This window comes from Algoriphagus sanaruensis, from assembly GCF_001593605.1.
GTDB classification, from domain to species: domain Bacteria; phylum Bacteroidota; class Bacteroidia; order Cytophagales; family Cyclobacteriaceae; genus Algoriphagus; species Algoriphagus sanaruensis.
Genome location: NZ_CP012836.1, coordinates 1,239,726 through 1,260,854, shown reverse-complemented (window position 1 = coordinate 1,260,854; position 21,129 = coordinate 1,239,726). Strand labels below are relative to the sequence as shown.

General features: G+C 40.2%; 33 protein-coding genes. All 33 read right to left on the bottom strand.

Annotated features, from left to right (window positions below; all coding sequences use genetic code 11):
* Window positions 1-17 precede the first annotated feature (17 nt).
* The 33 genes from rpsD to rpoC all read right to left on the bottom strand — a co-directional run bounded on the left by rpsD (window position 18) and on the right by rpoC (window position 21,096).
* Window positions 18-623, bottom strand: a complete 606-nt coding sequence (gene rpsD, locus AO498_RS05650) for a 30S ribosomal protein S4 (RefSeq protein ID WP_067544614.1) — start codon at window positions 621-623, stop codon at window positions 18-20.
* A gap of 18 nt (window positions 624-641) precedes the next feature.
* On the bottom strand, window positions 642-1,040 hold the full coding sequence (gene rpsK / locus AO498_RS05645; protein ID WP_067544612.1) for a 30S ribosomal protein S11: 399 nt from the start codon (window positions 1,038-1,040) through the stop codon (window positions 642-644).
* Between the two features lie 15 nt (window positions 1,041-1,055).
* Entirely contained in the window at window positions 1,056-1,433 is a 378-nt protein-coding gene (rpsM, locus tag AO498_RS05640; RefSeq protein ID WP_067544610.1) for a 30S ribosomal protein S13, read from the bottom strand.
* A gap of 4 nt (window positions 1,434-1,437) precedes the next feature.
* Entirely contained in the window at window positions 1,438-1,554 is a 117-nt protein-coding gene (rpmJ, locus tag AO498_RS16940) for a 50S ribosomal protein L36 (RefSeq protein ID WP_013927415.1), read from the bottom strand.
* A gap of 6 nt (window positions 1,555-1,560) precedes the next feature.
* Complete coding sequence (infA, locus tag AO498_RS05635) at window positions 1,561-1,779, bottom strand: translation initiation factor IF-1 (protein WP_009183359.1); 219 nt, start codon at window positions 1,777-1,779, stop codon at window positions 1,561-1,563.
* Window position 1,780: 1 nt separating this feature from the next.
* Complete coding sequence (gene map / locus AO498_RS05630) at window positions 1,781-2,554, bottom strand: type I methionyl aminopeptidase (protein ID WP_067544608.1); 774 nt, start codon at window positions 2,552-2,554, stop codon at window positions 1,781-1,783.
* A gap of 1 nt (window position 2,555) precedes the next feature.
* Window positions 2,556-3,875: a preprotein translocase subunit SecY gene (secY, locus tag AO498_RS05625; protein WP_067544606.1), complete on the bottom strand. Its 1,320-nt coding sequence runs from the start codon at window positions 3,873-3,875 to the stop codon at window positions 2,556-2,558.
* Window positions 3,876-3,883: 8 nt separating this feature from the next.
* Window positions 3,884-4,330 (bottom strand): 50S ribosomal protein L15, encoded by a 447-nt coding sequence (gene rplO, locus AO498_RS05620; protein ID WP_067544604.1) that lies wholly within the window; start codon window positions 4,328-4,330, stop codon window positions 3,884-3,886.
* A gap of 1 nt (window position 4,331) precedes the next feature.
* Window positions 4,332-4,511, bottom strand: a complete 180-nt coding sequence (gene rpmD, locus AO498_RS05615; RefSeq protein WP_067544602.1) for a 50S ribosomal protein L30 — start codon at window positions 4,509-4,511, stop codon at window positions 4,332-4,334.
* A gap of 5 nt (window positions 4,512-4,516) precedes the next feature.
* On the bottom strand, window positions 4,517-5,035 hold the full coding sequence (gene rpsE / locus AO498_RS05610; RefSeq protein WP_067544600.1) for a 30S ribosomal protein S5: 519 nt from the start codon (window positions 5,033-5,035) through the stop codon (window positions 4,517-4,519).
* 5 nt (window positions 5,036-5,040) lie between these two features.
* The gene (rplR, locus tag AO498_RS05605) at window positions 5,041-5,391 is read right to left on the bottom strand and encodes a 50S ribosomal protein L18 (protein WP_067544598.1); all 351 of its coding nucleotides are present in this window, start codon (window positions 5,389-5,391) and stop codon (window positions 5,041-5,043) included.
* 6 nt (window positions 5,392-5,397) lie between these two features.
* Window positions 5,398-5,955 (bottom strand): 50S ribosomal protein L6, encoded by a 558-nt coding sequence (gene rplF / locus AO498_RS05600; RefSeq protein WP_067544596.1) that lies wholly within the window; start codon window positions 5,953-5,955, stop codon window positions 5,398-5,400.
* A gap of 9 nt (window positions 5,956-5,964) precedes the next feature.
* Window positions 5,965-6,360, bottom strand: coding sequence for a 30S ribosomal protein S8 (gene rpsH / locus AO498_RS05595; RefSeq protein ID WP_067544594.1), 396 nt, complete (start codon window positions 6,358-6,360; stop codon window positions 5,965-5,967).
* A gap of 81 nt (window positions 6,361-6,441) precedes the next feature.
* On the bottom strand, window positions 6,442-6,711 hold the full coding sequence (gene rpsN / locus AO498_RS05590) for a 30S ribosomal protein S14 (RefSeq protein WP_067544592.1): 270 nt from the start codon (window positions 6,709-6,711) through the stop codon (window positions 6,442-6,444).
* 2 nt (window positions 6,712-6,713) lie between these two features.
* On the bottom strand, window positions 6,714-7,271 hold the full coding sequence (gene rplE, locus AO498_RS05585; protein WP_067544590.1) for a 50S ribosomal protein L5: 558 nt from the start codon (window positions 7,269-7,271) through the stop codon (window positions 6,714-6,716).
* Entirely contained in the window at window positions 7,264-7,608 is a 345-nt protein-coding gene (gene rplX, locus AO498_RS05580; RefSeq protein ID WP_067544588.1) for a 50S ribosomal protein L24, read from the bottom strand. Before rplX ends, rplE begins: the two co-directional genes overlap by 8 nt.
* Before the next feature lie 2 nt (window positions 7,609-7,610).
* Complete coding sequence (gene rplN / locus AO498_RS05575) at window positions 7,611-7,979, bottom strand: 50S ribosomal protein L14 (RefSeq protein WP_067544585.1); 369 nt, start codon at window positions 7,977-7,979, stop codon at window positions 7,611-7,613.
* Between the two features lie 2 nt (window positions 7,980-7,981).
* Window positions 7,982-8,245, bottom strand: a complete 264-nt coding sequence (gene rpsQ / locus AO498_RS05570) for a 30S ribosomal protein S17 (RefSeq protein ID WP_067544583.1) — start codon at window positions 8,243-8,245, stop codon at window positions 7,982-7,984.
* Between the two features lie 19 nt (window positions 8,246-8,264).
* On the bottom strand, window positions 8,265-8,447 hold the full coding sequence (rpmC, locus tag AO498_RS05565; protein WP_067544581.1) for a 50S ribosomal protein L29: 183 nt from the start codon (window positions 8,445-8,447) through the stop codon (window positions 8,265-8,267).
* Between the two features lie 9 nt (window positions 8,448-8,456).
* Window positions 8,457-8,876: a 50S ribosomal protein L16 gene (gene rplP, locus AO498_RS05560; RefSeq protein ID WP_026953270.1), complete on the bottom strand. Its 420-nt coding sequence runs from the start codon at window positions 8,874-8,876 to the stop codon at window positions 8,457-8,459.
* A 25-nt stretch (window positions 8,877-8,901) separates the two neighbouring features.
* Window positions 8,902-9,639 (bottom strand): 30S ribosomal protein S3, encoded by a 738-nt coding sequence (gene rpsC, locus AO498_RS05555; RefSeq protein WP_067544579.1) that lies wholly within the window; start codon window positions 9,637-9,639, stop codon window positions 8,902-8,904.
* Between the two features lie 7 nt (window positions 9,640-9,646).
* Window positions 9,647-10,039, bottom strand: a complete 393-nt coding sequence (gene rplV, locus AO498_RS05550; RefSeq protein ID WP_067544577.1) for a 50S ribosomal protein L22 — start codon at window positions 10,037-10,039, stop codon at window positions 9,647-9,649.
* 2 nt (window positions 10,040-10,041) lie between these two features.
* Window positions 10,042-10,320, bottom strand: coding sequence for a 30S ribosomal protein S19 (gene rpsS / locus AO498_RS05545; RefSeq protein ID WP_010856292.1), 279 nt, complete (start codon window positions 10,318-10,320; stop codon window positions 10,042-10,044).
* A 2-nt stretch (window positions 10,321-10,322) separates the two neighbouring features.
* Window positions 10,323-11,147 carry a 50S ribosomal protein L2 gene (gene rplB / locus AO498_RS05540; protein WP_067544575.1) on the bottom strand — a complete coding sequence of 275 codons (825 nt, stop codon included), beginning with the start codon at window positions 11,145-11,147 and terminating at the stop codon, window positions 10,323-10,325.
* Between the two features lie 13 nt (window positions 11,148-11,160).
* Complete coding sequence (rplW, locus tag AO498_RS05535; protein WP_067544573.1) at window positions 11,161-11,448, bottom strand: 50S ribosomal protein L23; 288 nt, start codon at window positions 11,446-11,448, stop codon at window positions 11,161-11,163.
* Window positions 11,449-11,452: 4 nt separating this feature from the next.
* Complete coding sequence (gene rplD / locus AO498_RS05530) at window positions 11,453-12,082, bottom strand: 50S ribosomal protein L4 (protein WP_067544571.1); 630 nt, start codon at window positions 12,080-12,082, stop codon at window positions 11,453-11,455.
* 3 nt (window positions 12,083-12,085) lie between these two features.
* On the bottom strand, window positions 12,086-12,718 hold the full coding sequence (gene rplC, locus AO498_RS05525) for a 50S ribosomal protein L3 (RefSeq protein WP_067544570.1): 633 nt from the start codon (window positions 12,716-12,718) through the stop codon (window positions 12,086-12,088).
* Between the two features lie 244 nt (window positions 12,719-12,962).
* Complete coding sequence (gene rpsJ, locus AO498_RS05520) at window positions 12,963-13,268, bottom strand: 30S ribosomal protein S10 (protein WP_024284766.1); 306 nt, start codon at window positions 13,266-13,268, stop codon at window positions 12,963-12,965.
* 11 nt (window positions 13,269-13,279) lie between these two features.
* Complete coding sequence (fusA, locus tag AO498_RS05515; protein WP_067544569.1) at window positions 13,280-15,397, bottom strand: elongation factor G; 2,118 nt, start codon at window positions 15,395-15,397, stop codon at window positions 13,280-13,282.
* A gap of 5 nt (window positions 15,398-15,402) precedes the next feature.
* On the bottom strand, window positions 15,403-15,870 hold the full coding sequence (gene rpsG, locus AO498_RS05510) for a 30S ribosomal protein S7 (protein WP_067544568.1): 468 nt from the start codon (window positions 15,868-15,870) through the stop codon (window positions 15,403-15,405).
* A 19-nt stretch (window positions 15,871-15,889) separates the two neighbouring features.
* Window positions 15,890-16,303, bottom strand: coding sequence for a 30S ribosomal protein S12 (gene rpsL / locus AO498_RS05505; protein WP_026953260.1), 414 nt, complete (start codon window positions 16,301-16,303; stop codon window positions 15,890-15,892).
* Between the two features lie 98 nt (window positions 16,304-16,401).
* Window positions 16,402-16,719, bottom strand: coding sequence for a DUF3467 domain-containing protein (locus AO498_RS05500; RefSeq protein WP_470207162.1), 318 nt, complete (start codon window positions 16,717-16,719; stop codon window positions 16,402-16,404).
* Window positions 16,720-16,782: 63 nt separating this feature from the next.
* The gene (gene rpoC / locus AO498_RS05495; protein WP_067544567.1) at window positions 16,783-21,096 is read right to left on the bottom strand and encodes a DNA-directed RNA polymerase subunit beta'; all 4,314 of its coding nucleotides are present in this window, start codon (window positions 21,094-21,096) and stop codon (window positions 16,783-16,785) included.
* Between the last annotated feature and the right edge of the window lie 33 nt (window positions 21,097-21,129).

The window sequence follows — 21,129 nt, the reverse complement described above, 5'->3', positions numbered from 1 at the left end:
CTGAAAATAGTAAAATATTACTTAGAGTAAAGTTCGACAATGAGCTGCTCCTTAATATTCTCAGGAATATCATCTCTTCCTGGAACACTTACGAATTTGCCTGTCAAAGAAGCGTTATCCCACTCTAACCAAGGATATCTATTAGCGCCTCTACCTGCTAGGCTGTTAGTGATCGCCTCAAGAGATTTAGATCTCTCTCTAACAGACACAACATCACCTGGCTTCAAAATATAAGATGGGATGTTTACTACCTCACCATTTACTAGGATATGCTTATGAGAAACAAGCTGTCTAGCTCCACGACGAGTAGGGGAAATGCCCATACGGTAAACTGTATTATCCAAACGAGCTTCAAGAAGCTGAAGGAGGTTTTCACCTGTAATACCTGACTTTCTGGAAGCAATGTCAAACATCTTAGCGAATTGTCTTTCCAAAACACCATAGATGTATTTTGCTTTCTGCTTCTCTGCAAGCTGGATAGCATATTCAGACTGCTTCTTTCTTCTACCTCTACCATGCATACCTGGAGGATAGTTTTTCTTTTGAAGTGCCTTGCTATGCCCTTCGATAGCTTCTCCAAATCTTCTGGAGATTTTTGCTTTAGGACCTGTATATCTTGCCATTCTTTTACCTTTTTAAAATTAAACTCTTCTACGCTTTGGAGGTCTACATCCGTTGTGAGGAAGTGGAGTGACATCGATAATCGTAGTCACGTCAAGACCTACATTTTGTAAAGTTCTAATCGCAGATTCACGACCAGCACCAGGACCTTTAACAAATACCTCAATTTTTCTTAGACCAAGGTCATAAGCGACCTGTCCACAGTTTTGAGCAGCCATTTGCGCAGCGTAAGGAGTATTTTTCTTAGAACCTCTGAATCCCATTTTACCGGCAGAAGCCCAAGAGATCACTTGACCTGCATTGTTGGTAATAGAGATGATGATATTGTTGAAGGAAGCTTTAATGTGAGCTTGTCCTACAGCTTCTACCTTTACTACTCTCTTTTTACCTTTCGATTTATCGTTTCTTTTCTGAGCCATAATCTAAATCAGGTTTTATTTAGTTGCTTTTTTCTTGTTTGCAACTGTCTTTCTCTTACCTTTTCTTGTTCTGGCGTTATTTTTTGTTCCTTGACCACGAACAGGAAGTCCTTTTCTGTGTCTCAAGCCTCTATAACAACCAATATCCATCAATCGCTTGATGTTAAGCTGGATCTCTGATTTAAGCACACCTTCGGTTCTGAATTCTTCAGCGATGATGTTACGGATAGCAGTAGATTCATCATCATTCCACTCTCCAGCTTTTTTGTCAAAAGAGATACCGGCTTTGCTCAGGATAGCTCTGGCCGAACTTCTACCAATTCCGAAGATGTAGGTAAGTCCGATTTCGCCACGCTTATTGTCTGGTATGTCTACACCTGCAATTCTAGCCATAATCTTAACCTTGTCTTTGTTTATACTTTGGATTTTTCTTGTTGATGACGTAAAGCTTACCTTTTCTTCTGATTACTTTACAGTCAGCACTTCTCTTCTTAATAGATGCCTTTACTTTCATGTCAGTCTATTTATATCGATACACTATTCTACCTTTTGTTAAATCATAGGGAGACAACTCCAGTTTCACTTTATCACCAGGAAGAATTTTAATGTAATTCATTCTCATCTTACCTGATATGTGTGCAATCAATTGATGCCCATTTTCTAGCTCAACCTTGAACATAGCGTTAGACAACGCCTCGATAATTGTTCCGTCTTGCTCGATGGAAGTTTGTTTTGCCATATTAGAATTTAAAGTTCTCCTCTATGTATTTATGAGTCGTCAATATTTCAGTTTTACCATCAAGAATTGCGACCGTATGCTCGTAATGTGCAGAGGGCTTTCTGTCAGCGGTTCGAATGGTCCAACCATCTTTTTCCTGAACAATATTCCTAGTACCTAAATTCACCATCGGTTCAATCGCTATCACCATTCCAGGTTTCAATAAAGTACCACTGCCTCGCTTACCATAATTAGGGACTTCGGGTGATTCATGAAGCTTTTTACCAAGCCCATGTCCAACTAATTCCCTAACTACCGTGTAACCTTTAGCCTCAACAAATTTCTGAATGGCATAACCGATATCACCGATTCGATTCCCAACCACAGCCTGTTCAATACCGAGGTATAGCGAATCTTTCGTAAATCGTAATAAATCTAAAACAGAAGGGGGAACCTCACCAACAGGATAAGTATAAGCGGAATCGCTATGAAAACCTTGGTGAAAGACTCCACAATCTACAGAGATTATATCGCCATCTTTCAATTCATAATCACTAGGAAAACCGTGAACAACAACTTCATTCACAGAAATACAAAGTGAAGCGGGAAATCCATTGTAGCCTTTAAACGAAGGTACAGCGCCATTGTCCCTAATAAACTCTTCAGCAATTTTGTCGAGAAAGGAAGTCTTTACTCCCTCTTTGATATACTTGGCTACTTCACCATGTGCTTTGCCAAGTATATCAGCACTATTTTTAATTAACTGAACTTCCTCAGAAGTCTTATAATGAATCATTTTATGCTACTTGGTAATTAGAAGCATTATTCTTCATATTACCGCTCTTCATCATTCCTTCGTAATGTCTCATCAAAAGATAACTCTCAATTTGGCGAAGAGTATCCATGATGACACCTACCATGATCAAAAGTGAGGTTCCACCATAGAATTGTGAAAACTCGCTACCTACACCAGCAATAATAGCTAAGGCAGGCATGATCGCAACAGCAGCTAACAAAATAGAACCTGGAAGGGTAATTTTTGAAATAATACTGTCGATGAAATCAGAAGTTGGAGCACCAGGTTTAATACCAGGCACAAATCCACCATTTCTCTTCATATCTTCAGCAATCTGCTCTGGATTAACGGTAATTGCTGTATAGAAGAACGTGAATATTACAATCAGAGAAGCAAACAAAAGGTTGTATTGCCAAGAAGTAAAATCACTGAAAGTTGTACCAATGTAATTCGCAATATCACTTTCACCAGCCCAAATCTGCGCGATCAAGGCAGGAACAAACATTAGTGATTGCGCGAAAATAATAGGCATTACTCCAGAGGCATTCACTTTAATTGGTATATACTGTCTTTGACCTCCGTAAACTTTACCTCCAACAACTTGTTTTGCATATTGAACAGGTATTCTTCTAGTGGCCTCCGTAAGCGCAATTACACCTACAACTACAAAGAACAATACAACAGCTTCAATAATTAATAAAAGCATTCCTGATGTCCCTTTTTCCAAACCTTCAGCAATAATTGCCCCAGGGAATCGAGAGATAATACCAATCATAATCAGCATTGAAATACCATTGCCAATTCCTTTTTCAGTAATCTTTTCACCCAACCACATACAGAACATTGTGCCGGCCGAAAGAAGGACCAAAGAGCTAAACATGAAGAGGGAGGTGCTAACCATTACAGCTCCTGTCGGCAAAATAGTAGCAGTTATATAACCGATACCTTGCGCAACAGTGATGGCAATGGTCAGAACCCGAGTAATCTGGTTAATTCTTTTTCTTCCAGACTCCCCTTCCTTTTGCATTTTTTGAAAGTAAGGTAGTCCGACAGTCAAAAGTTGCAACACAATTGAAGCAGAAATGTAGGGCATAATACCCAGACCGAAGATAGAAGCGTTGCTAAATGCACCTCCAAGAAAAGTATCAATTAGTCCAAAGATACCCTCTTGTGGACCACCAAGACGACTTGGATCCACACCTGGAAGAACAACAAACGAACCTAATCTGAAGACGATAAGAAAACCAATGGTATTGAGAATTCTAACTCTCAGATCTTCGATCGAGAAAATATTCTTAACTGTCGAAATAAACTTTTTCATTCAATTACTTAAATCTTATTGGCAGTGCCTCCCAATTTTGTAATTGCTTCAATTGCAGAAGCAGAAAACTGATGCGCAGACACCTCAAGTTTGCTAGTCAATTCACCGTTACCAAGAACTTTAATTTTATCATTCTTAGAAGCCAATCCGTGAGCAACCAAAACACTGAGATCAACTACAGTAAGGTTATGCTGCTCTGAAAGGGCTTGCAATGTAGACAAATTAACGGGCTTGTATTCGATTTTATTCAAAGATTTAAATCCAAATTTTGGAACTCTTCTTTGTAAAGGCATTTGACCACCTTCAAACCCGATTTTCTTTTTGTAACCGGATCTTGATTTAGCTCCTTTGTGTCCTCTTGTAGAAGTACCACCTCTACCAGAACCGGTACCACGACCAATCCTTTTTCTAGACTTTACCGAGCCGTCAGCTGGAGTTAATGTACTAAGTTTCATATTAAGCCTCCTCCACTTTTACAAGGTGATTCACTTTATTTACCATTCCAGCAATTTGAGGGGTGTTTTCCACCACAACAGATTTGCTGATACGACCCAAACCAAGGGCTACGATAGTAGCTTTCTGATCTTTCGGTCTGTCAATCGTACTTTTTACTTGTGTGATCTTGATCTTCGCCATGATAATTATCCATTAAAGACTTTAGACATTTTCACACCTCTTTGCTGTGAAACAGATATAGCATCTCTAAGCTGAACCAAAGCATCAATCGTAGCCTTAACTACGTTGTGAGGATTAGAAGAGCCTTTTGATTTTGCTAATACGTCAGTTACACCCGCTGATTCTAAAACAGCACGCATCGCACCACCAGCAATAACACCAGTACCTGCAGCAGCTGGTTTGATCAAAACCAAACCTCCACCGAATTTACCAATCTGCTCGTGAGGAATAGTTCCTTTTAGAACTGGTACCTTAACCAAATTCTTTTTAGCATCTTCAATGCCTTTGGTAATAGCGTCAGTTACTTCATTGGCTTTACCAAGACCATAACCTACTACACCTTGGCCATCGCCAACAACAACAATAGCTGAAAAGGAAAATCTTCTACCACCCTTTACCACTTTGGCAACACGGTTGATAGCAACAACCTTTTCTTTCAATTCTGTATCTGTAGCCCTAATGGGTTTTCTTCTTACTTGAGACATAACGATTAAAATTTAAGGCCTCCTTCTCTGGCACCGTCAGCCAAAGCTTTTACATTTCCATGGAACAAATATCCATTTCTATCGAAAACGACTGCAGAGACACCATTTGCTACGGCTCTTTCAGCAAGTTTTTTACCGACTTCTTTAGAAACTTCTAGGTTGGTGTTAGACTTTGCTCCAAGTTCTTTAGAGGAAGCTTGAGCCAATGTGTGACCTTTAAGATCATCAACCAATTGTGCATAAATGCCTGTATTACTTTTGAATACAGACAACCGAGGTCTGGAATCCGTACCAGAAATTTTCTTTCTGATACCCTGCTTGATTCTAAGTCTTCTGGAATTCTTATTAAATGCCATAACCTATTATTTTTTACCGGCAGTTTTACCAGCCTTACGTCTAACAACTTCACCGACAAAACGAACACCTTTACCTTTGTAAGGCTCAACCTTACGCAAGGATCGGATTTTGGCAGCTACTTGACCTATGAGTTCTTTATCGATTCCTTCAAGAGTAATCACTGGGTTCTTACCTTTTGGAGTTTCTGTTTTCAAAGAAATCTCATTAGGTAAGGCCATGAAAATGCTGTGAGAATAGCCTAAGCTAAGCTCTAACACTTGACCTTGATTGGAAGCCTTATAACCTACACCGACAAGTTCCATTTCTTTTTTATAGCCTTCAGATACACCTACAACCATATTGTTGACTAGGGCTCTATAAAGACCATGCATGGACTTATGTCTTTTAGAATCAGTAGGTCTGGAAAGCACCAATGTGTTGCCTTCCACGCTAACCTGAATATCGGGATTCACATCCTGAGTCAGGGTACCCTTTGGACCTTTAACAGTGACAGTATTGTGAGCTGACACGTCTACAGTAACACCGCTGGGTAGATTTATTGGTTTTTTACCTATTCTAGACATGATATTTTATTAATATACATAGCAAAGTACTTCGCCACCGATACCTTCAGTTCGGGCTTCTTTGTCTGTCATCACTCCCTTAGAAGTGGAAATGATTGCAATACCCAAACCATTGATCACTCTTGGGAGCTCATCGTGTTTGGCATATTTTCTAAGACCTGGAGTACTAACTCTTGTAAGATTCACAATTGCATTTTGCTTTGTAGTAGGATTGTACTTCAAGGCAATTTTAATTGTACCCTGAGGACCATTATCTTCAAACTTATAGTTTTGGATATATCCTTTATCATGCAAAACTTTAGTGATCTCCTTCTTAAGGTTAGAAGCAGGTATCTCTACGATTCGATGAGAAGCCTTGATGGCGTTTCTCAATCTAGTCAGATAATCAGCTATTGGATCAGTCATAATTATTATAGTCTAGCAGCACCCGTTTTGGGCGTGCAAAGTTACGAATTGATTTTTAGAATAAAAACTACTGTCGTTATTTTACCAGCTAGACTTAGTCAAACCTGGAATTTTTCCAGCGGATGCCATTTCTCTGAAGGTAACCCTGTTAATTCCAAATTTTCTCATATAACCTTTAGGACGGCCAGTCAACTTGCAACGATTGTGAAGCCTAACCGGAGAAGCATTTTTTGGTAATTTGTCAAGGGCTTCGTAGTCACCGGCTGCTTTCAGCTCAGCTCTTTTCTTGGCATACTTGGCTACCAGTCGTTCTCTTTTTCTCTCACGAGCTTTGATGGACTCTCTTGCCATAATTATTCTTGATTTTTATTAACGAAAGGCATTCCAAAAGCTTTCAACAATGCAAAAGCTTCTTCGTCTGTATTTGCTGTGGTCACGAAGGTGATATCCATGCCCGAAATTCTATTTACTTTCTCAATAGAAATTTCAGGGAAGATGATTTGTTCAGTAACACCTAAGGTATAGTTACCGCGTCCATCAAATCCTTTATCAGAAATTCCTTTGAAATCCCTAACTCGAGGCAAAGCCACAGTCATTAGACGATCAAGAAATTCGTACATACGCTCACCTCTAAGTGTAACTTTCGCTCCAATAGGCATTCCTTCACGAAGCTTAAAGTTGGAAACAGCGATTTTAGCTTTTGTAGCTACTGCACGCTGACCAGTGATCAAAGAAAGCTCTTCTACACCTTGATCGACCAATTTCTTATCTGCAACAGCCGCTCCAATACCTTTATTAACCACTATTTTGGTCAACTTAGGAACTTGCATAATTGAAGTGTACTGAAACTTCTCTTTAAGAGCTGGAACGATATCGTTCAGGTATTTTTCTTTAATTCTCGGATTAGCCATTGATCACCTCCCCAGTTTTCTTAGAATATCTAACGAGTTTACCACTTTCATCAGCTTTACGACCTGTTCTAGTAGCTTCACCAGTTTTTGGATCCACTAACATAAGATTGCTGATATGAAGTGCAGCTTCTTTCTTTTCGATACCACCTTGAGGTTTTGCAGCAGTTGGTTTAACATGTTTTGTAATCATGTTAATGCCTTCTACAATCGCTCTACTGTTTTTAGTATCAACAGAAAGTACCTTGCCTGTTTTTCCTTTGTCATCACCGGCAATCACTTTAACAGTATCACCAGTTTTGATATGCAGCTTTTGCTGCTTATTGAATTTTCTTTCCATGATTAAAGTACTTCAGGGGCCAAGGAAATAATTTTCATGAACTGCTTTTCACGAAGCTCTCTAGCAACAGGACCGAAAATACGGGTTCCTCTAGGTTCATCGTTATTGTTTAACAATACAGCAGCATTGTCTTCGAATCTGATATAAGAACCATCCTTTCTACGGATCTCTTTTTTGGTTCTTACAATAACCGCTTTAGAAACGGTACCTTTTTTCATATTGCTGGAAGAAAGGGCAGATTTTACAGTCACAACAACCTTGTCACCGATAGAAGCATAACGCTTCTTAGTTCCTCCCAATACACGGATTACCAACACTTCTTTTGCGCCGGAATTATCCGCTACACTTAGTCTGGATTCTTGCTGTATCATGATTACTTAGCCCTTTCAATAATTTCAACTAATCTCCAACGCTTGTTCTTGCTCAGCGGACGAGTTTCACTGATTCTAACCACATCACCAGGGTTACATTCATTTTTCTCGTCATGAACCATAAATTTGGTTGTCTTAGCAACAAACTTACCGTAGATAGGATGCTTTACCTTACGTTCTACAGCTACAGTTATGGACTTATCCATTTTGTTGCTTACGACTTTGCCAATTCTTTCTTTGCGAAGATTTCTCTCAATCGTAGCCATTTTTCTTTCTGTTAGCTAGTTATTTGGAGTGCAATGCAGTCTTTAATCTTGCGATCAAACGCTTGGACTCTCTGATTCTGTTAGGATTCTCAATTGGAGAAATCGAATGGGCAAAATTCAATTTGCTTAGATTCTCCTGCTCAGCGACAATTCGCTCGGCGATTTCACTTGCTGAAAGTGATCTGATTTCAGTATTTTTCATAGTTCCTGATTATTCAGCGTAGTCTCTTCTTACAACAAATCTTGTACTTACGGGTAGCTTCTGCTGCGCAAGTCTCAACGCCTCTTGAGCGGTCTCCAGGCTCACGCCTGTAGCTTCGAAGAGGATAGTTCCAGGTTTAATAACGGCAACCCAATACTCTGGAGCACCTTTACCTTTACCCATACGTACCTCTGCGGGCTTTTTAGTGATCGGTTTATCAGGAAATATTCTGATCCAAACCTGACCTTCTCTCTTCATCGCTCTTGTCATAGCAATACGTGCTGCTTCGATCTGGCGTGAAGTAATCCATCCTGGCTCAAGGGATTTAATGCCAAAGTTGCCAAAAGAAAGCTCGTGCCCTCTTTGCGCAATGCCTTTGACACGGCCCTTGTGCATTTTCCTATATTTAGTTCTTTTTGGCTGTAACATGATTTCTCACTTAGAAAGGTGAAAATTAGTTATTTCTTTTTCTACGTCTTGGACCGTCTTTATCTCTTCCTTTTGGAGCTTGAGAACGTTGACCTTTTGGTTCGTTAGCTGCACCTTGGTTAGGAGAAAGATCTCTTTTTCCGTACACTTCACCTTTGAAAATCCACACTTTGATACCAATGATTCCGTACACTGTAAGTGCTTCAGAAATTGCGTAATCAATGTCAGCTCTAAGGGTATGAAGAGGAATTCTACCTTCTTTGTACATTTCAGAACGAGCCATTTCAGCTCCTCCAAGACGACCAGAAAGTTTTACTTTAATACCTTCAGCTCCTACACGCATTGTTGCGGCTATAGCCTGCTTCATTGCACGACGGAAAGAAATTCTAGCTTGAAGCTGTTGAGCAATTGACTCACCTACAAGTTTAGCATCTAACTCTGGACGCTTGATTTCAAAAATATTAATCTGAATATCCTTGTTTGTGATTTTCTTAAGCTCTTCTTTAAGCTTATCCACTTCAGCACCACCTTTACCAATTACTACACCTGGACGGGCAGTATGAATGGTTAAAGTGATACGCTTTAAAGTGCGCTCAATAATCACCTTAGAAATACCGCCTTTTGGAATTCTGGCAAGGACGTATTTACGGATTTGTTGATCTTCGTATAACTTATCAGCAAAGTCTTTTCCTCCATACCAATTGGAGTCCCAACCTTTGATAACACCAAGTCTAAATCCTATTGGGTTAATTTTTTGTCCCATAGTATTTTTAGTTTGCCTTTTCGTTTGTTTCTACTACATCAGCGGTAACAGCCTCAGTGCCGAAAGAATCAACAACTAGGGTTACATGATTTGATCTTTTACGGATACGGTGTCCTCTTCCTTGAGGAGCAGGTCTAAGTCTCTTAAGAGATCTACCCTCGTCCACCATAATTGTCTTTACATAAAGATCAGCTTCTTCAAGCTTTGCTCCTGGGTTTTTAGCTTGCCAGTTGGCAACTGCAGAAAGAAGGAGCTTTTCCAAACGGATAGAACCATGGTTTGGAGTGAATTTCAGAATGCTGAGTGCTAATCCTACACGCTTACCTCTCACGAGGTCAGCCACCAATCGCATTTTGCGAGGAGAAGTAGGAACATTTTTTAATCTTGCTATTGCTTCCATGATTATCTCTTTCCTTTATCTTTTTTAGCAATGTGCCCGCGGAAGTTTCTAGTCGGAGCAAATTCACCCAGTTTGTGACCTACCATATTGTCAGTAACAAAGACAGGGATAAATTTATTTCCGTTATGCACAGCGAATGTATGCCCCACAAAATCCGGAGAAATCATAGATCTTCTTGACCAAGTCTTGATGACAGATTTTTTGCCTGACTCGTTCATAGCATCTACTTTCTTCACCAGGTGATGTTCGATATAAGGACCTTTTTTTAATGAACGTGCCATGATTATTTAGATCTTTTGCTGATGATGAATTTGTTTGAATACTTCTTAGGCGTTCTGGTTTTCTTACCTTTAGCAAGAAGACCTTTACGTGATCTTGGATGACCACCTGAAGAACGACCTTCACCACCACCCATTGGGTGATCGACAGGGTTCATGGCCACACCTCTTACGCGAGGTCTAACACCCAACCATCTTTTTCTACCAGCCTTACCCAATACTACGTTCATATGATCGGAGTTAGAAACTGTACCGACAGTAGCCATACAAGTACCCAACACTAATCTCATTTCACCTGAAGGCAATTTTATAGTAACATATTTGCCATCACGAGCTACGATTTGCGCATAACCTCCGGCACTTCTTGCCATTGCACCACCTTTTCCAGGCTTCAATTCCACGTTGTGTACAATTGTACCCAAAGGGATATTGACCATAGGCATAGCATTACCCACTTCTGGGGCAACTTGCTCACCGGAAATCACTGTTTGCCCTACTTGCAAACCTTCCGGAGCGATAATGTAGGCCTTTGCACCGTCAGCGTAGTAAAGCAGGGCCAAACGTGCAGTTCTGTTCGGATCGTACTCGATAGCTTTTACAGTAGCAGGTACACCAAACTTATTTCTTTTGAAGTCTACAATTCTGAGTCTTCTTTTATGACCACCACCGATATAGCGGGCAGTCATTTTGCCTTCATTATTTCTACCACCTGATTTTTTCACAGGAGCGAGAAGAGATTTCTCTGGCTTTGACTTTGTGATTTCGTCAAAAGCAGGAGCTACTCTAAATCGGGTTCCCGGAGTTACAGGCTTCAACTTTTTAATTGCCATGATATTGATTCAATTAAATTTCTCCGTAAAAATCAATAACCTCACCGTCTGCTACTTGCACGATTGCCTTCTTAAAGGAATTGGTGAAGCCTGATACGATTTTATTTTTAGTATATCGGGTCTTACGCTTCGCAGCATATCTCATGGTACGAATAGATACCACATTTACCCCATACTTTTTCTCTACAGCATTTTTGATCTCAATTTTATCTGCGGTTTTCTCCACAATAAAACCATAAACACCTTTTTCATTTAGTGCTGAGATCTTTTCTGTAATCAAAGGCTGCTTTAGAATATCCATTGTCTTATTTCGATAAAATGGTTTCCAACTTACTTACAGAACCTTCACACAAAACCAATTGGTCTGCATGCAACAACTGATAAGTATTTACATCATTTACAGTGACAACTTTAGCCTTTGGAAGGTTTCTGCTAGATAGGAATACATTCTTGTTTTCCTCAGGAAGAACAAGAAGAGTCTTCTTATCTGCAAAAGATAAACTGTTCAACAAGGCAATGTAGTTTTTGGTCTTTGGAGTCTCGAATGAAACATCTTCTAACACCATCAAACTGTTGTCTTTTAATTTGTAAGAAAGAGCAGATTTACGAGCCAACTGCTTCAATTTCTTATTAAGCTTGAAGGAATAATCTCTTGGCTTTGGACCAAAAACTCTACCTCCGCCTCTGAAGTTAGGAGCCTTCAAAGATCCAGCACGTGCACCACCGGTACCTTTTTGCTTTTTGATCTTCTTCGTAGATCCTGCTACTTCATTTCTTTCTTTAGACTTATGAGTACCCTGTCTTTGATTAGCTAGATACTGCTTTACATCAAGGTAGATGGCGTTATCATTTGGCTCGATTGCGAAAACCGAATCAGAAAGAGTAACTTTTCTACCTGTCTCTTGTCCTTTATGATTGATTACTGCTAATTCCATGACTTATTTCTCCAGAATTACAAATGAATTTTTAGGACCAGGTACTGAACCAGAAACCAACAATAGGTTTTGCTCTGGATAGATTTTCAAAATGCGAAGGTTGATCACTTTAACTCGATCTCCACCTGTTCTACCTGCCATTCTCATCCCTTTAAATACTCGGGAAGGCCAAGAACATGCACCAATGGAACCTGGGTGTCTTTGTCTGTTATGCTGACCGTGAGTTTGACCACCCACACCACCAAAACCATGACGCTTCACAACACCTTGGAAGCCTTTACCTTTTGAAGTACCGATAGCATCCACGAAGTCACCTTCTACGAATACCTCACCAGCTTTTACTTCTTTTCCTAGATCCACCTGGCCTTCAAACTCAACCCGGAAGTCTCTGAATTCCACAACTTTTTGCTTTGGAGTTGTACCGGCCTTTTTGAAATGGCCAATCAAAGGCTTAGGAGTATTTTTCTCCTTTCGCTCACCAAACGCCAACTGCACTGCGTTGTACCCGTCTGTTTCAACGTTTTTTACTTGCGTCACTACGCAAGGACCAGCTTCTATTAGCGTGCATGCGACGTTACGTCCATCGGCACTGAAAATGCTAGTCATTCCTACTTTTTTACCTATAATACCAGACATCTTTAATAAGATAATTTGATAATCCACAAGCGTTTACGCACTTGGGCCCTTTTTAAGGACTGCAAAGTTACTGAAATAAAATTTGGCAACAAATCCCAACTCTAATATTTTCAAACATTTAGAAAAAATTTGAAAGGGCTCTTAAAATGAATCTATCCTCAGAGATTTCTAAAAATACAAAGGGATGTAAAAGAACAGGCCTGCACATTGTGCAGGCCTGTCAGATTAGAAACTTAAGGACCTATCAAACTTTGATTTCTACATCAACTCCGCTTGGAAGTTCGATCTTCATCAAAGCATCTACAGTCTTTGAAGAATTAGAGTAGATATCAACCAGTCTCTTGTAAGTGCAAAGTTGATATTGATCTCTAGCCTTTTTGTTTACGTGTGGGGATTTCAACACAGTAAACTTTTCTTTCTTAGTAGGCAACGGAATAGGACCAACTACCACAGCGCCAGTCGCCTTTACTGCCTTCACGATCTTCTCTGATGACTTATCCACCAGGCTATGATCGTATGATTTCAATTTTATTCTGATTTTCTGGTTCATGTTCTTTTCAATTAGGCTTTTTCACCTTTTACTTTAGCAATAACTGCTTCTGCAATATTGCTTGGAACTGGTTCGTAATGTGAGAACGTCAAAGAGGCTGTTGCTCTTCCCGAAGTGATAGTTCTCAAATCAGTCACATAACCAAATAACTCGGACAAAGGAACACTAGCTTTGACAACGGTAGAAGTACCTTTAGTATCCATACCTTTCATCAACCCTCTTCTTCTGTTCAAATCACCTGTGATAGGACCGGTGTATTCATCTGGAGTTACCACATCAACAGACATGATTGGCTCTAGTAATTGAGGTCTACACTTTTTAGCTGCTTCTTTAAAACCGATTCTTGCTGCCAATTCAAACGAAAGCGCATCTGAGTCAACGTCATGGTATGAACCATGGAACAATCTAACTTTCATCGCCTCGATAGGATAACCAGCAAGTGGACCATTCTTCATGGCTTCTTGGAAACCTTTCTGAATTGGCTGGATAAATTCCTTAGGAATAACACCACCTACGATACCATTTACGAAATCCAAACCTGGTTTAATTTCACCTGTCTCAGGATCAGGATCTTTAGGTCCCAATTCGAACACGATATCGGCAAATTTACCTTTACCACCAGTTTGCTTTTTATAAACTTCTTTGTGTTCAACTGAACCAAACAAAGCTTCCTTATAAGCAACTTGTGGAGCACCTTGGTTGATCTCAACTTTGAATTCACGCTTCAAACGATCGATGATAATTTCAAGGTGAAGTTCACCCATACCTCTCAAGATAGTTTGACCAGTTTCTTGATCAGTATTCACTTGAAGTGTTGGATCCTCTTCAACAAGTTTGGCGATCGCCATACCCAATTTATCAACGTCAGCCTGAGTCTTAGGCTCAATTGCATAACCAATTACTGGCTCAGGGAATACCATTGATTCCATAACCACTTTTCGTTTTTCGTCGCAAAGTGTATCACCAGTCTTGATGTCTTTGAAACCAACTACAGCTCCAATATCTCCAGCCTCAAGTCTTTCGATTTGATTTTGCTTGTTTGCGTGCATTTGGAACACTCGGGAGATACGCTCTTTGTTTCCAGATCGGCTATTGAAGATATAAGATCCAGACTCTAATACCCCTGAATAGGCTCTTACGAAACAAAGTCTTCCTACAAACGGATCCGTAGCAATTTTGAATGCAAGACCCACGAAAGGCTCAGTAAATTCAGGCTTAATTAATACTTGTTCTTCTGAGTCAAGAGTAGTAGCATACAAATCATCTTTGTCCAATGGAGATGGAAGTAATTCCATAACCAAGTCAAGCATAGTTTGAACACCCTTATTTTTGAATGAAGATCCACATACCATAGGTACAATCTTCATATCAATTACAGCTTGTCTCAAGGCATCCAAAATTTCTCTCTCAGTGATTGAGTTTGGATCCTCAAAAAATTTCTCCATCAAAGACTCATCATACTCAGCAACAGCTTCAAGAAGATATTCTCTCCATTGTGCTACGTCATCTTGCATGTCTTCAGGGATAGGAACTACCTCGTAGGTCATCCCCATGTCGGACTCGTTCCAAACCATTCCTCGGTTGTTGATCAAGTCAACTACACCTTTGAATTTGTCTTCGGCACCAATCGGAAGCTGCAAAGGAACTGCTTTGCTTCCAAGCATTTCTCTAACTTGCTTACACACGTTCAAGAAATCAGCACCGGCTCGGTCCATTTTATTAACGAAACCGATTCGAGCTACTTTGTAATTATCAGCTAATCGCCAGTTAGTTTCAGACTGTGGTTCAACACCATCCACAGCACTGAACAGGAAAACTAGTCCATCAAGGATTCTCAAGGAACGGTTTACTTCTACAGTAAAGTCTACGTGTCCAGGAGTATCAATGATGTTGATTTGATAGTTATTATTTCGGTATGGCCAAAAAACGGTAGTAGCAGCAGAAGTGATAGTAATACCTCTTTCCTGCTCTTGCGCCATCCAGTCCATGGTTGCAGCACCTTCGTGAACCTCACCGATCTTGTGCGACTTTCCAGAATAATAAAGAATACGCTCTGTAGTAGTCGTTTTACCGGCATCAATGTGTGCCGCGATACCAATGTTTCTGGTAAATCTTAAATCTCTTGCCATCCTAATTAAAATCTAAAGTGAGAGAATGCTTTGTTAGCTTCTGCCATTCTGTGAGTATCATCTTTTTTCTTAACTGCGGCACCTTCGCCTTTTGCAGCTGCGATGATTTCACCAGCAAGTCTATCCATCATGGTTTTCTCACCTCTTTTACGAGCATAGGTGATCATCCACTTGATACCAAGGGACATCTTGCGTTCAGGTCTTACTTCCATCGGAACCTGGAATGTAGCACCACCAACTCTACGACTCTTCACCTCAACGGATGGAGCAATATTGTTAAGCGCTTTTTTCCAAACCTCAAGACCATTCTCACCTACTTTTGATTCTACTTTTGCTACTGCATCATAGAAAATGTTGTAAGCAATACTCTTCTTCCCGTCGATCATCAGACAGTTTACAAACTTGGTTACCAAAGTATCATTGAACTTTGGGTCAGGAAGAATATATCTCTTCTTTGGTTTCGCTTTTCTCATTTCTTTCTAAAGTGTTTTATTATTTCTTTTTGCCTGGAGCTGCAGCAGGGGCACCCTTGCCAGCCTTAGGTCTTTTAGCACCATACTTGGAGCGACCTTGTTTACGGTCTTTTACTCCGGCAGTATCCAATGCACCTCGGATGATGTGATATCTTACACCTGGAAGATCCTTAACACGACCACCTCTGATCAATACGATAGAGTGTTCTTGTAGATTGTGACCTTCACCTGGAATGTAAGCATTCACTTCTTTTCCATTAGTCAATCTTACCCTTGCCACCTTTCTCATCGCAGAGTTAGGCTTTTTGGGAGTCGTAGTGTATACTCTGGTACAAACTCCTCTACGCTGAGGACATGCGTCCAAAGCTCTAGATTTCGATTTGATCTCCAGTGTATTTCTACCTTTTCTTACTAGCTGTTGAATAGTAGGCATTAACTGATAAAATTTAGTTTTCCTGTAAACTGTTAAATTTTGGACTGCAAAGGTACAATAAGTAATAAGAGTAACAAAATTAAGCAGTTATATTTTTATTACGCTTCTCCTGGTGTACCAAAGGAAATTGGAAAGGTAGGAGCGCTTCCTCCGGCGTTTATTTTACCGAATGAAGCTTCATATTTTTCAATATTGTCCTTAAGTGCAGCCAAGAGACGCTTGGCATGGTCTGGAGTCACTATGATTCTTGATTTCACTTTTGCTTTTGGGACTCCTGGCATTAATCGAATAAAATCGATGACGAACTCTGAATTAGAATGAGCGATCATCGCGAGGTTTGAATAAATGCCTTCTGCTATCTCTTCAGAAAGCTCAACATTAATTTGTTGGTCTGGCTGTTTTTTATCTTCCATCATTTTTTAGGATTAAAAAAGGCCTGTATAAACTATACAGGCCCTATTTCTAGTTATAGAATTTTATTACAAGATCGCTTCACTAGATCTTTTAGCATTTGCTCTTTCAATATTCTCTGAAAGCTTTTCATACTCCTCTTTAGAGCCTACAATGATATTTTGGAAAGCTCTTTGACCAGTACCAGCTGGGATCAAATGACCCACAATTACGTTTTCTTTAAGTCCAAGTAGCTCATCTCGCTTACCTCTGATCGCAGCTTCAGAAAGAACTTTTGTTGTTTCCTGGAAGGAAGCTGCAGAGATAAATGATTCAGTACCTAAAGAAGCAGCAGTGATACCTTGCAAGGTTGGCGCAGAAACTGCAGTCTCAGCATCTCTTACTTGCACTAGTTTCAAATCTTTTCGCTTCAAGCTAGAGTTTTCATCTCTTAATCTGCGAGAAGAAATAATCATTCCTGGCTTAAGGGTAGAAGAGTCACCTGCATCCATCACAACCTTCTTGTCCAGAATGTTGTCGTTTTCTTCTCTGAATGCCCACTTATCCACCACTTGGCCCTGAAGGAAATTGGTATCACCCGCATCAAGGATTTCAACTTTTTGCATCATTTGAGATACGATTACCTCGATGTGCTTATCGTTGATTTTTACACCTTGAAGTCGGTAAACTTCCTGAATTTCATTCACTAAATATTCCTGAACCGCTGTAGGTCCTTTGATAGCAAGAATATCATTAGGGGTAATTGCACCGTCAGACAATGGTTCACCTGCACGGATAAAGTCATTTTCTTGAACCAGAATATGCTTAGACAAGGAAACCATATACTTTTTGATTACTCCATCCTTAGATTCAATGATAATTTCTCGGTTACCTCTTTTTATACCTCCATAAGTTACAACTCCGTCGATTTCAGAAACCACAGCTGGATTAGATGGATTTCTTGCTTCAAACAATTCTGTTACTCGTGGAAGACCACCGGTGATATCTCGAGTTTTACCTACTGATCTTGGAATTTTAACCAAAATTTGTCCTGATTTCACTTTTTCACCTGCTTCAACAGCTAAGTGTGCGCCAACAGGGATATTATATCCTTTTGAATCTTCACCATAATTGACAACGATCGCAGGGTTCTTGGTACGATCTTTTGTTTCAATGATTACCTTTTCACGGAAACCAGTTTGATCATCCGCTACTTCCTTATAAGTAATCCCTTCAACAATTGCTTCGAACTCTACTTGACCATCAAACTCAGAAAGAATGACAGCATTATAAGGATCCCAAGTACATAGTGAATCTCCTTTGGAAATTTTCTGACCATCCTTCACATTAAGGATAGCTCCGTAAGGCACATGGTTTGAAACTAAAGTTTTTCCGGTTTTAGCTTCATTTATTTTGATTTCACCAGATCTACCCATCACAACAGTGATTGGTTCGCCATCACGATTGGTAGTTTCTAGATATCTCAATTCTTCATCAAACTCTACCACACCATCAAACTTAGCATTGATACTTGCATCGACAGCCATGTTAGATGCGGTACCACCTACGTGGAACGTTCTCAATGTCAACTGTGTACCTGGTTCACCAATGGATTGAGCAGCAATAACCCCTACAGATTCGCCATTCTGAACCATCTTGCCGGTAGCCAGATTTCGACCATAACACTTCGAGCAAACACCTCTACGAGTTTCGCAAGTCAACACGGATCTGATTTCAACTTCTTCAATAGAAGATTCATCCACTCGCTTAGCGATTTCATCCGTAATTTCTACTCCAGCAGGAATGATAAGCTCATCAGTAGCTAAATCATATACATCATGAACAGAAACTCGACCAAGAATTCTTTCAGAAAGTGGTTCAACAATCTCATCATTATCTTTTAACGGTTGAACAACAAGACCTCTCAAGGTTCCACAATCCTCTTCTGTTACGATCATATCTTGTGCTACGTCAACAAGTCGACGAGTCAAGTAACCAGCATCGGCAGTTTTCAACGCGGTATCTGCTAGACCCTTACGTGCACCGTGCGTAGAGATGAAGTATTCCAATACATCAAGACCCTCTTTGAAGTTTGATAGGATTGGGTTTTCAATGATTTCCCCAACAGAACCTTGAAGGTTTTTCTGCGGCTTAGCCATCAAACCTCTCATACCACCCAATTGACGAATCTGTTCTCTTGAACCTCGAGCTCCAGAGTGCATCATCATATAGATGGCGTTAAATCCTTGCTTATCCTCTTCCATTTTCTTCATCAAGATATTTGTTAGATGAGAATTGGTTCGAGTCCAAATATCAATTACCTGATTGTAACGCTCATTATCGGTGATTAAACCCATCAAATAGTTGTTCCAAACTTGATCAACTTCCTCTTTGGCTTTTCCGATCATTGGTTCCTTTTCATCAGGAATAATAACATCATTCAATCCCATGGACAATCCACCTTGATAAGCCATTTGGAATCCTAGGTGCTTGATGTCATCCAAGAACTGTGCAGTACGAGAAATACCACAGATTTTAACTACCTCTGCGATAATTTGCTGAAGCTTTTTCTTAGTCAAAAGCTCATTGACATAACCTACTTCTTCTGGAACAAATTGGTTAAAAATCAATCTACCAGCGACAGTCTCAATAATATCCTCCTTGATTTCACCTTCTGCGGTTCTGACTTTCACTTTACACTTGATATGTGCATGCTGTGAAATTCTGCCTTCATTAAGTGCAATAATCACTTCTTCTTGTCCGTAGAAAGTCATTCCTTCACCAGGAACTGGTTCTTCTGGAGTTGATTTCTTGCCTTTGGTCACATAATAAAGACCCAAAACCATGTCCTGAGAAGGTACAGTAATAGGAGCACCATTAGCAGGGTTAAGGATGTTGTGAGCAGAAAGCATCAAAGTAGATGCTTCCAAAATTGCCTCATGTCCAAGCGGTACGTGAACCGCCATTTGGTCACCGTCAAAGTCGGCGTTGAATGCAGTACATACCAATGGGTGAAGCTGAATTGCTTTTCCTTCGATCAATTTTGGCTGGAATGCTTGTATACCCAATCTGTGAAGAGTTGGGGCACGGTTTAGAAGAACAGGGTGTCCTTTCAATACGTTTTCCAAAATATCCCAAACCACTGGATCTTTTCGATCCACAATTTTCTTAGCGGATTTTACAGTCTTTACAATCCCTCTTTCAATCAGTTTTCTGATAATAAAAGGTTTGAAAAGCTCAGCCGCCATATTTTTAGGAAGACCACACTCGTGAAGCTTCAATTCTGGACCTACTACGATTACAGAACGGCCGGAGTAATCCACACGCTTACCGAGCAAGTTTTGACGGAAACGGCCCTGCTTACCTTTCAACATGTCAGAAAGGGACTTCAAAGCACGGTTACCATCAGATCTTACCGCATTTACTTTTCTTGAATTATCGAAAAGTGAATCCACAGCTTCCTGTAGCATACGCTTCTCGTTTCTCAAAATCACCTCTGGAGCTTTGATATCGATCAATCGCTTCAGACGATTGTTTCGGATAATTACTCTTCTATAGAGGTCATTCAAATCGGAAGTGGCAAAACGACCACCATCCAAAGGAACCAACGGACGCAATTCTGGTGGAATAACAGGAACCATGCGAACGACCATCCATTCAGGACGGTTCTCAATTCTGGTTCTCGCATCACGGAATGCTTCCACCACCTTAAGTCTCTTCAAAGCTTCAGCTTTACGCTGCTGCGAAGTATCGGTAGCCGCTTGGTGACGAAGGGAGTAGGACAGATCATCCAAATCCAATCTTGCCAACAACATTTCCAAAGCTTCAGCACCCATCTTAGCGATGAATTTGTTTGGATCATCATCGTCAAGCATGTGATTTTCCTTAGGTAGCTTGTCCATAATGTCTAGGTATTCATCCTCAGTCAAGAAATCCAAATATTGAACTCCTTCTTCAGCTTTAATACCCGCTTGAACAACTACATAACGCTCATAGTACACAATCTGATCAAGCTTCTTAGTAGGAAGACCAAGAAGGTAACCGATTTTGTTTGGAAGAGACTTAAAATACCAGATATGCGCTACAGGAACCACCAATTCAATGTGGCCCATTCGCTCACGACGTACTTTTTTCTCAGTCACTTCAACCCCACAACGGTCACAGATAATGCCTTTGTATCTGATTCGCTTGTATTTACCACAATGACATTCCCAATCCTTTACAGGACCAAAAATCCGCTCACAGAACAACCCACCCATTTCAGGCTTGTAGGTTCTATAGTTGATTGTTTCTGGTTGAGTTACTTCACCATTTGAGCTATCCAAAATTGATTCTGGAGAAGCCAAGCTGATTGTAACTCGGGAAAAATCGTTATTGAGTTTTTTATTTTTTCTAAACGACATAATGTTTTGAGATATGTTCAGGGCGGTTTCCCG

Bases quoted from the DNA above. Each gene is read 5' to 3' on its own strand.
- rpsK (WP_067544612.1), bottom strand. From the start codon at position 1,040: ATGGCTCAGAAAAGAAACGATAAATCGAAAGGTAAAAAGAGAGTAGTA.
- rpmJ (WP_013927415.1), bottom strand. From the start codon at position 1,554: ATGAAAGTAAAGGCATCTATTAAGAAGAGAAGTGCTGACTGTAAAGTA.
- rpsH (WP_067544594.1), bottom strand. From the start codon at position 6,360: ATGACTGATCCAATAGCTGATTATCTGACTAGATTGAGAAACGCCATC.
- fusA (WP_067544569.1), bottom strand. From the start codon at position 15,397: ATGGCAAGAGATTTAAGATTTACCAGAAACATTGGTATCGCGGCACAC.
- rpsS (WP_010856292.1), bottom strand. From the start codon at position 10,320: ATGGCACGTTCATTAAAAAAAGGTCCTTATATCGAACATCACCTGGTG.
- rplP (WP_026953270.1), bottom strand. From the start codon at position 8,876: ATGTTACAGCCAAAAAGAACTAAATATAGGAAAATGCACAAGGGCCGT.
- rplX (WP_067544588.1), bottom strand. From the start codon at position 7,608: ATGGAAAGAAAATTCAATAAGCAGCAAAAGCTGCATATCAAAACTGGT.
- rplB (WP_067544575.1), bottom strand. From the start codon at position 11,147: ATGGCAATTAAAAAGTTGAAGCCTGTAACTCCGGGAACCCGATTTAGA.
- map (WP_067544608.1), bottom strand. From the start codon at position 2,554: ATGATTCATTATAAGACTTCTGAGGAAGTTCAGTTAATTAAAAATAGT.
- rplD (WP_067544571.1), bottom strand. From the start codon at position 12,082: ATGGAATTAGCAGTAATCAATCATAAAGGACAAGAGACAGGTAGAAAA.
- rpmD (WP_067544602.1), bottom strand. From the start codon at position 4,511: ATGGCGAAGATCAAGATCACACAAGTAAAAAGTACGATTGACAGACCG.
- AO498_RS05500 (WP_470207162.1), bottom strand. From the start codon at position 16,719: ATGATGGAAGATAAAAAACAGCCAGACCAACAAATTAATGTTGAGCTT.
- rplF (WP_067544596.1), bottom strand. From the start codon at position 5,955: ATGTCTAGAATAGGTAAAAAACCAATAAATCTACCCAGCGGTGTTACT.
- infA (WP_009183359.1), bottom strand. From the start codon at position 1,779: ATGGCAAAACAAACTTCCATCGAGCAAGACGGAACAATTATCGAGGCG.
- rplR (WP_067544598.1), bottom strand. From the start codon at position 5,391: ATGGCATTTAATAAGAATTCCAGAAGACTTAGAATCAAGCAGGGTATC.
- rplC (WP_067544570.1), bottom strand. From the start codon at position 12,718: ATGTCTGGTATTATAGGTAAAAAAGTAGGAATGACTAGCATTTTCAGT.
- rpsL (WP_026953260.1), bottom strand. From the start codon at position 16,303: ATGCCTACTATTCAACAGCTAGTAAGAAAAGGTAGAAATACACTGGAG.
- rplE (WP_067544590.1), bottom strand. From the start codon at position 7,271: ATGGCTAATCCGAGAATTAAAGAAAAATACCTGAACGATATCGTTCCA.
- rpoC (WP_067544567.1), bottom strand. From the start codon at position 21,096: ATGTCGTTTAGAAAAAATAAAAAACTCAATAACGATTTTTCCCGAGTT.
- rpmC (WP_067544581.1), bottom strand. From the start codon at position 8,447: ATGAAAAATACTGAAATCAGATCACTTTCAGCAAGTGAAATCGCCGAG.
- rplW (WP_067544573.1), bottom strand. From the start codon at position 11,448: ATGGATATTCTAAAGCAGCCTTTGATTACAGAAAAGATCTCAGCACTA.
- rpsM (WP_067544610.1), bottom strand. From the start codon at position 1,433: ATGGCTAGAATTGCAGGTGTAGACATACCAGACAATAAGCGTGGCGAA.
- rplV (WP_067544577.1), bottom strand. From the start codon at position 10,039: ATGGAAGCAATAGCAAGATTAAAAAATGTTCCTACTTCTCCTCGCAAA.
- rpsQ (WP_067544583.1), bottom strand. From the start codon at position 8,245: ATGGCTACGATTGAGAGAAATCTTCGCAAAGAAAGAATTGGCAAAGTC.
- rpsC (WP_067544579.1), bottom strand. From the start codon at position 9,639: ATGGGACAAAAAATTAACCCAATAGGATTTAGACTTGGTGTTATCAAA.
- rpsN (WP_067544592.1), bottom strand. From the start codon at position 6,711: ATGGCAAGAGAGTCCATCAAAGCTCGTGAGAGAAAAAGAGAACGACTG.
- rpsJ (WP_024284766.1), bottom strand. From the start codon at position 13,268: ATGAACCAGAAAATCAGAATAAAATTGAAATCATACGATCATAGCCTG.
- rpsG (WP_067544568.1), bottom strand. From the start codon at position 15,870: ATGAGAAAAGCGAAACCAAAGAAGAGATATATTCTTCCTGACCCAAAG.
- rplO (WP_067544604.1), bottom strand. From the start codon at position 4,330: ATGAAACTTAGTACATTAACTCCAGCTGACGGCTCGGTAAAGTCTAGA.
- secY (WP_067544606.1), bottom strand. From the start codon at position 3,875: ATGAAAAAGTTTATTTCGACAGTTAAGAATATTTTCTCGATCGAAGAT.
- rpsE (WP_067544600.1), bottom strand. From the start codon at position 5,035: ATGTCTCAAGTAAGAAGAAAACCCATTAGGGCTACAGATACAGAATTG.
- rpsD (WP_067544614.1), bottom strand. From the start codon at position 623: ATGGCAAGATATACAGGTCCTAAAGCAAAAATCTCCAGAAGATTTGGA.
- rplN (WP_067544585.1), bottom strand. From the start codon at position 7,979: ATGATACAGCAAGAATCCAGACTAAGTGTAGCGGATAATTCCGGCGCA.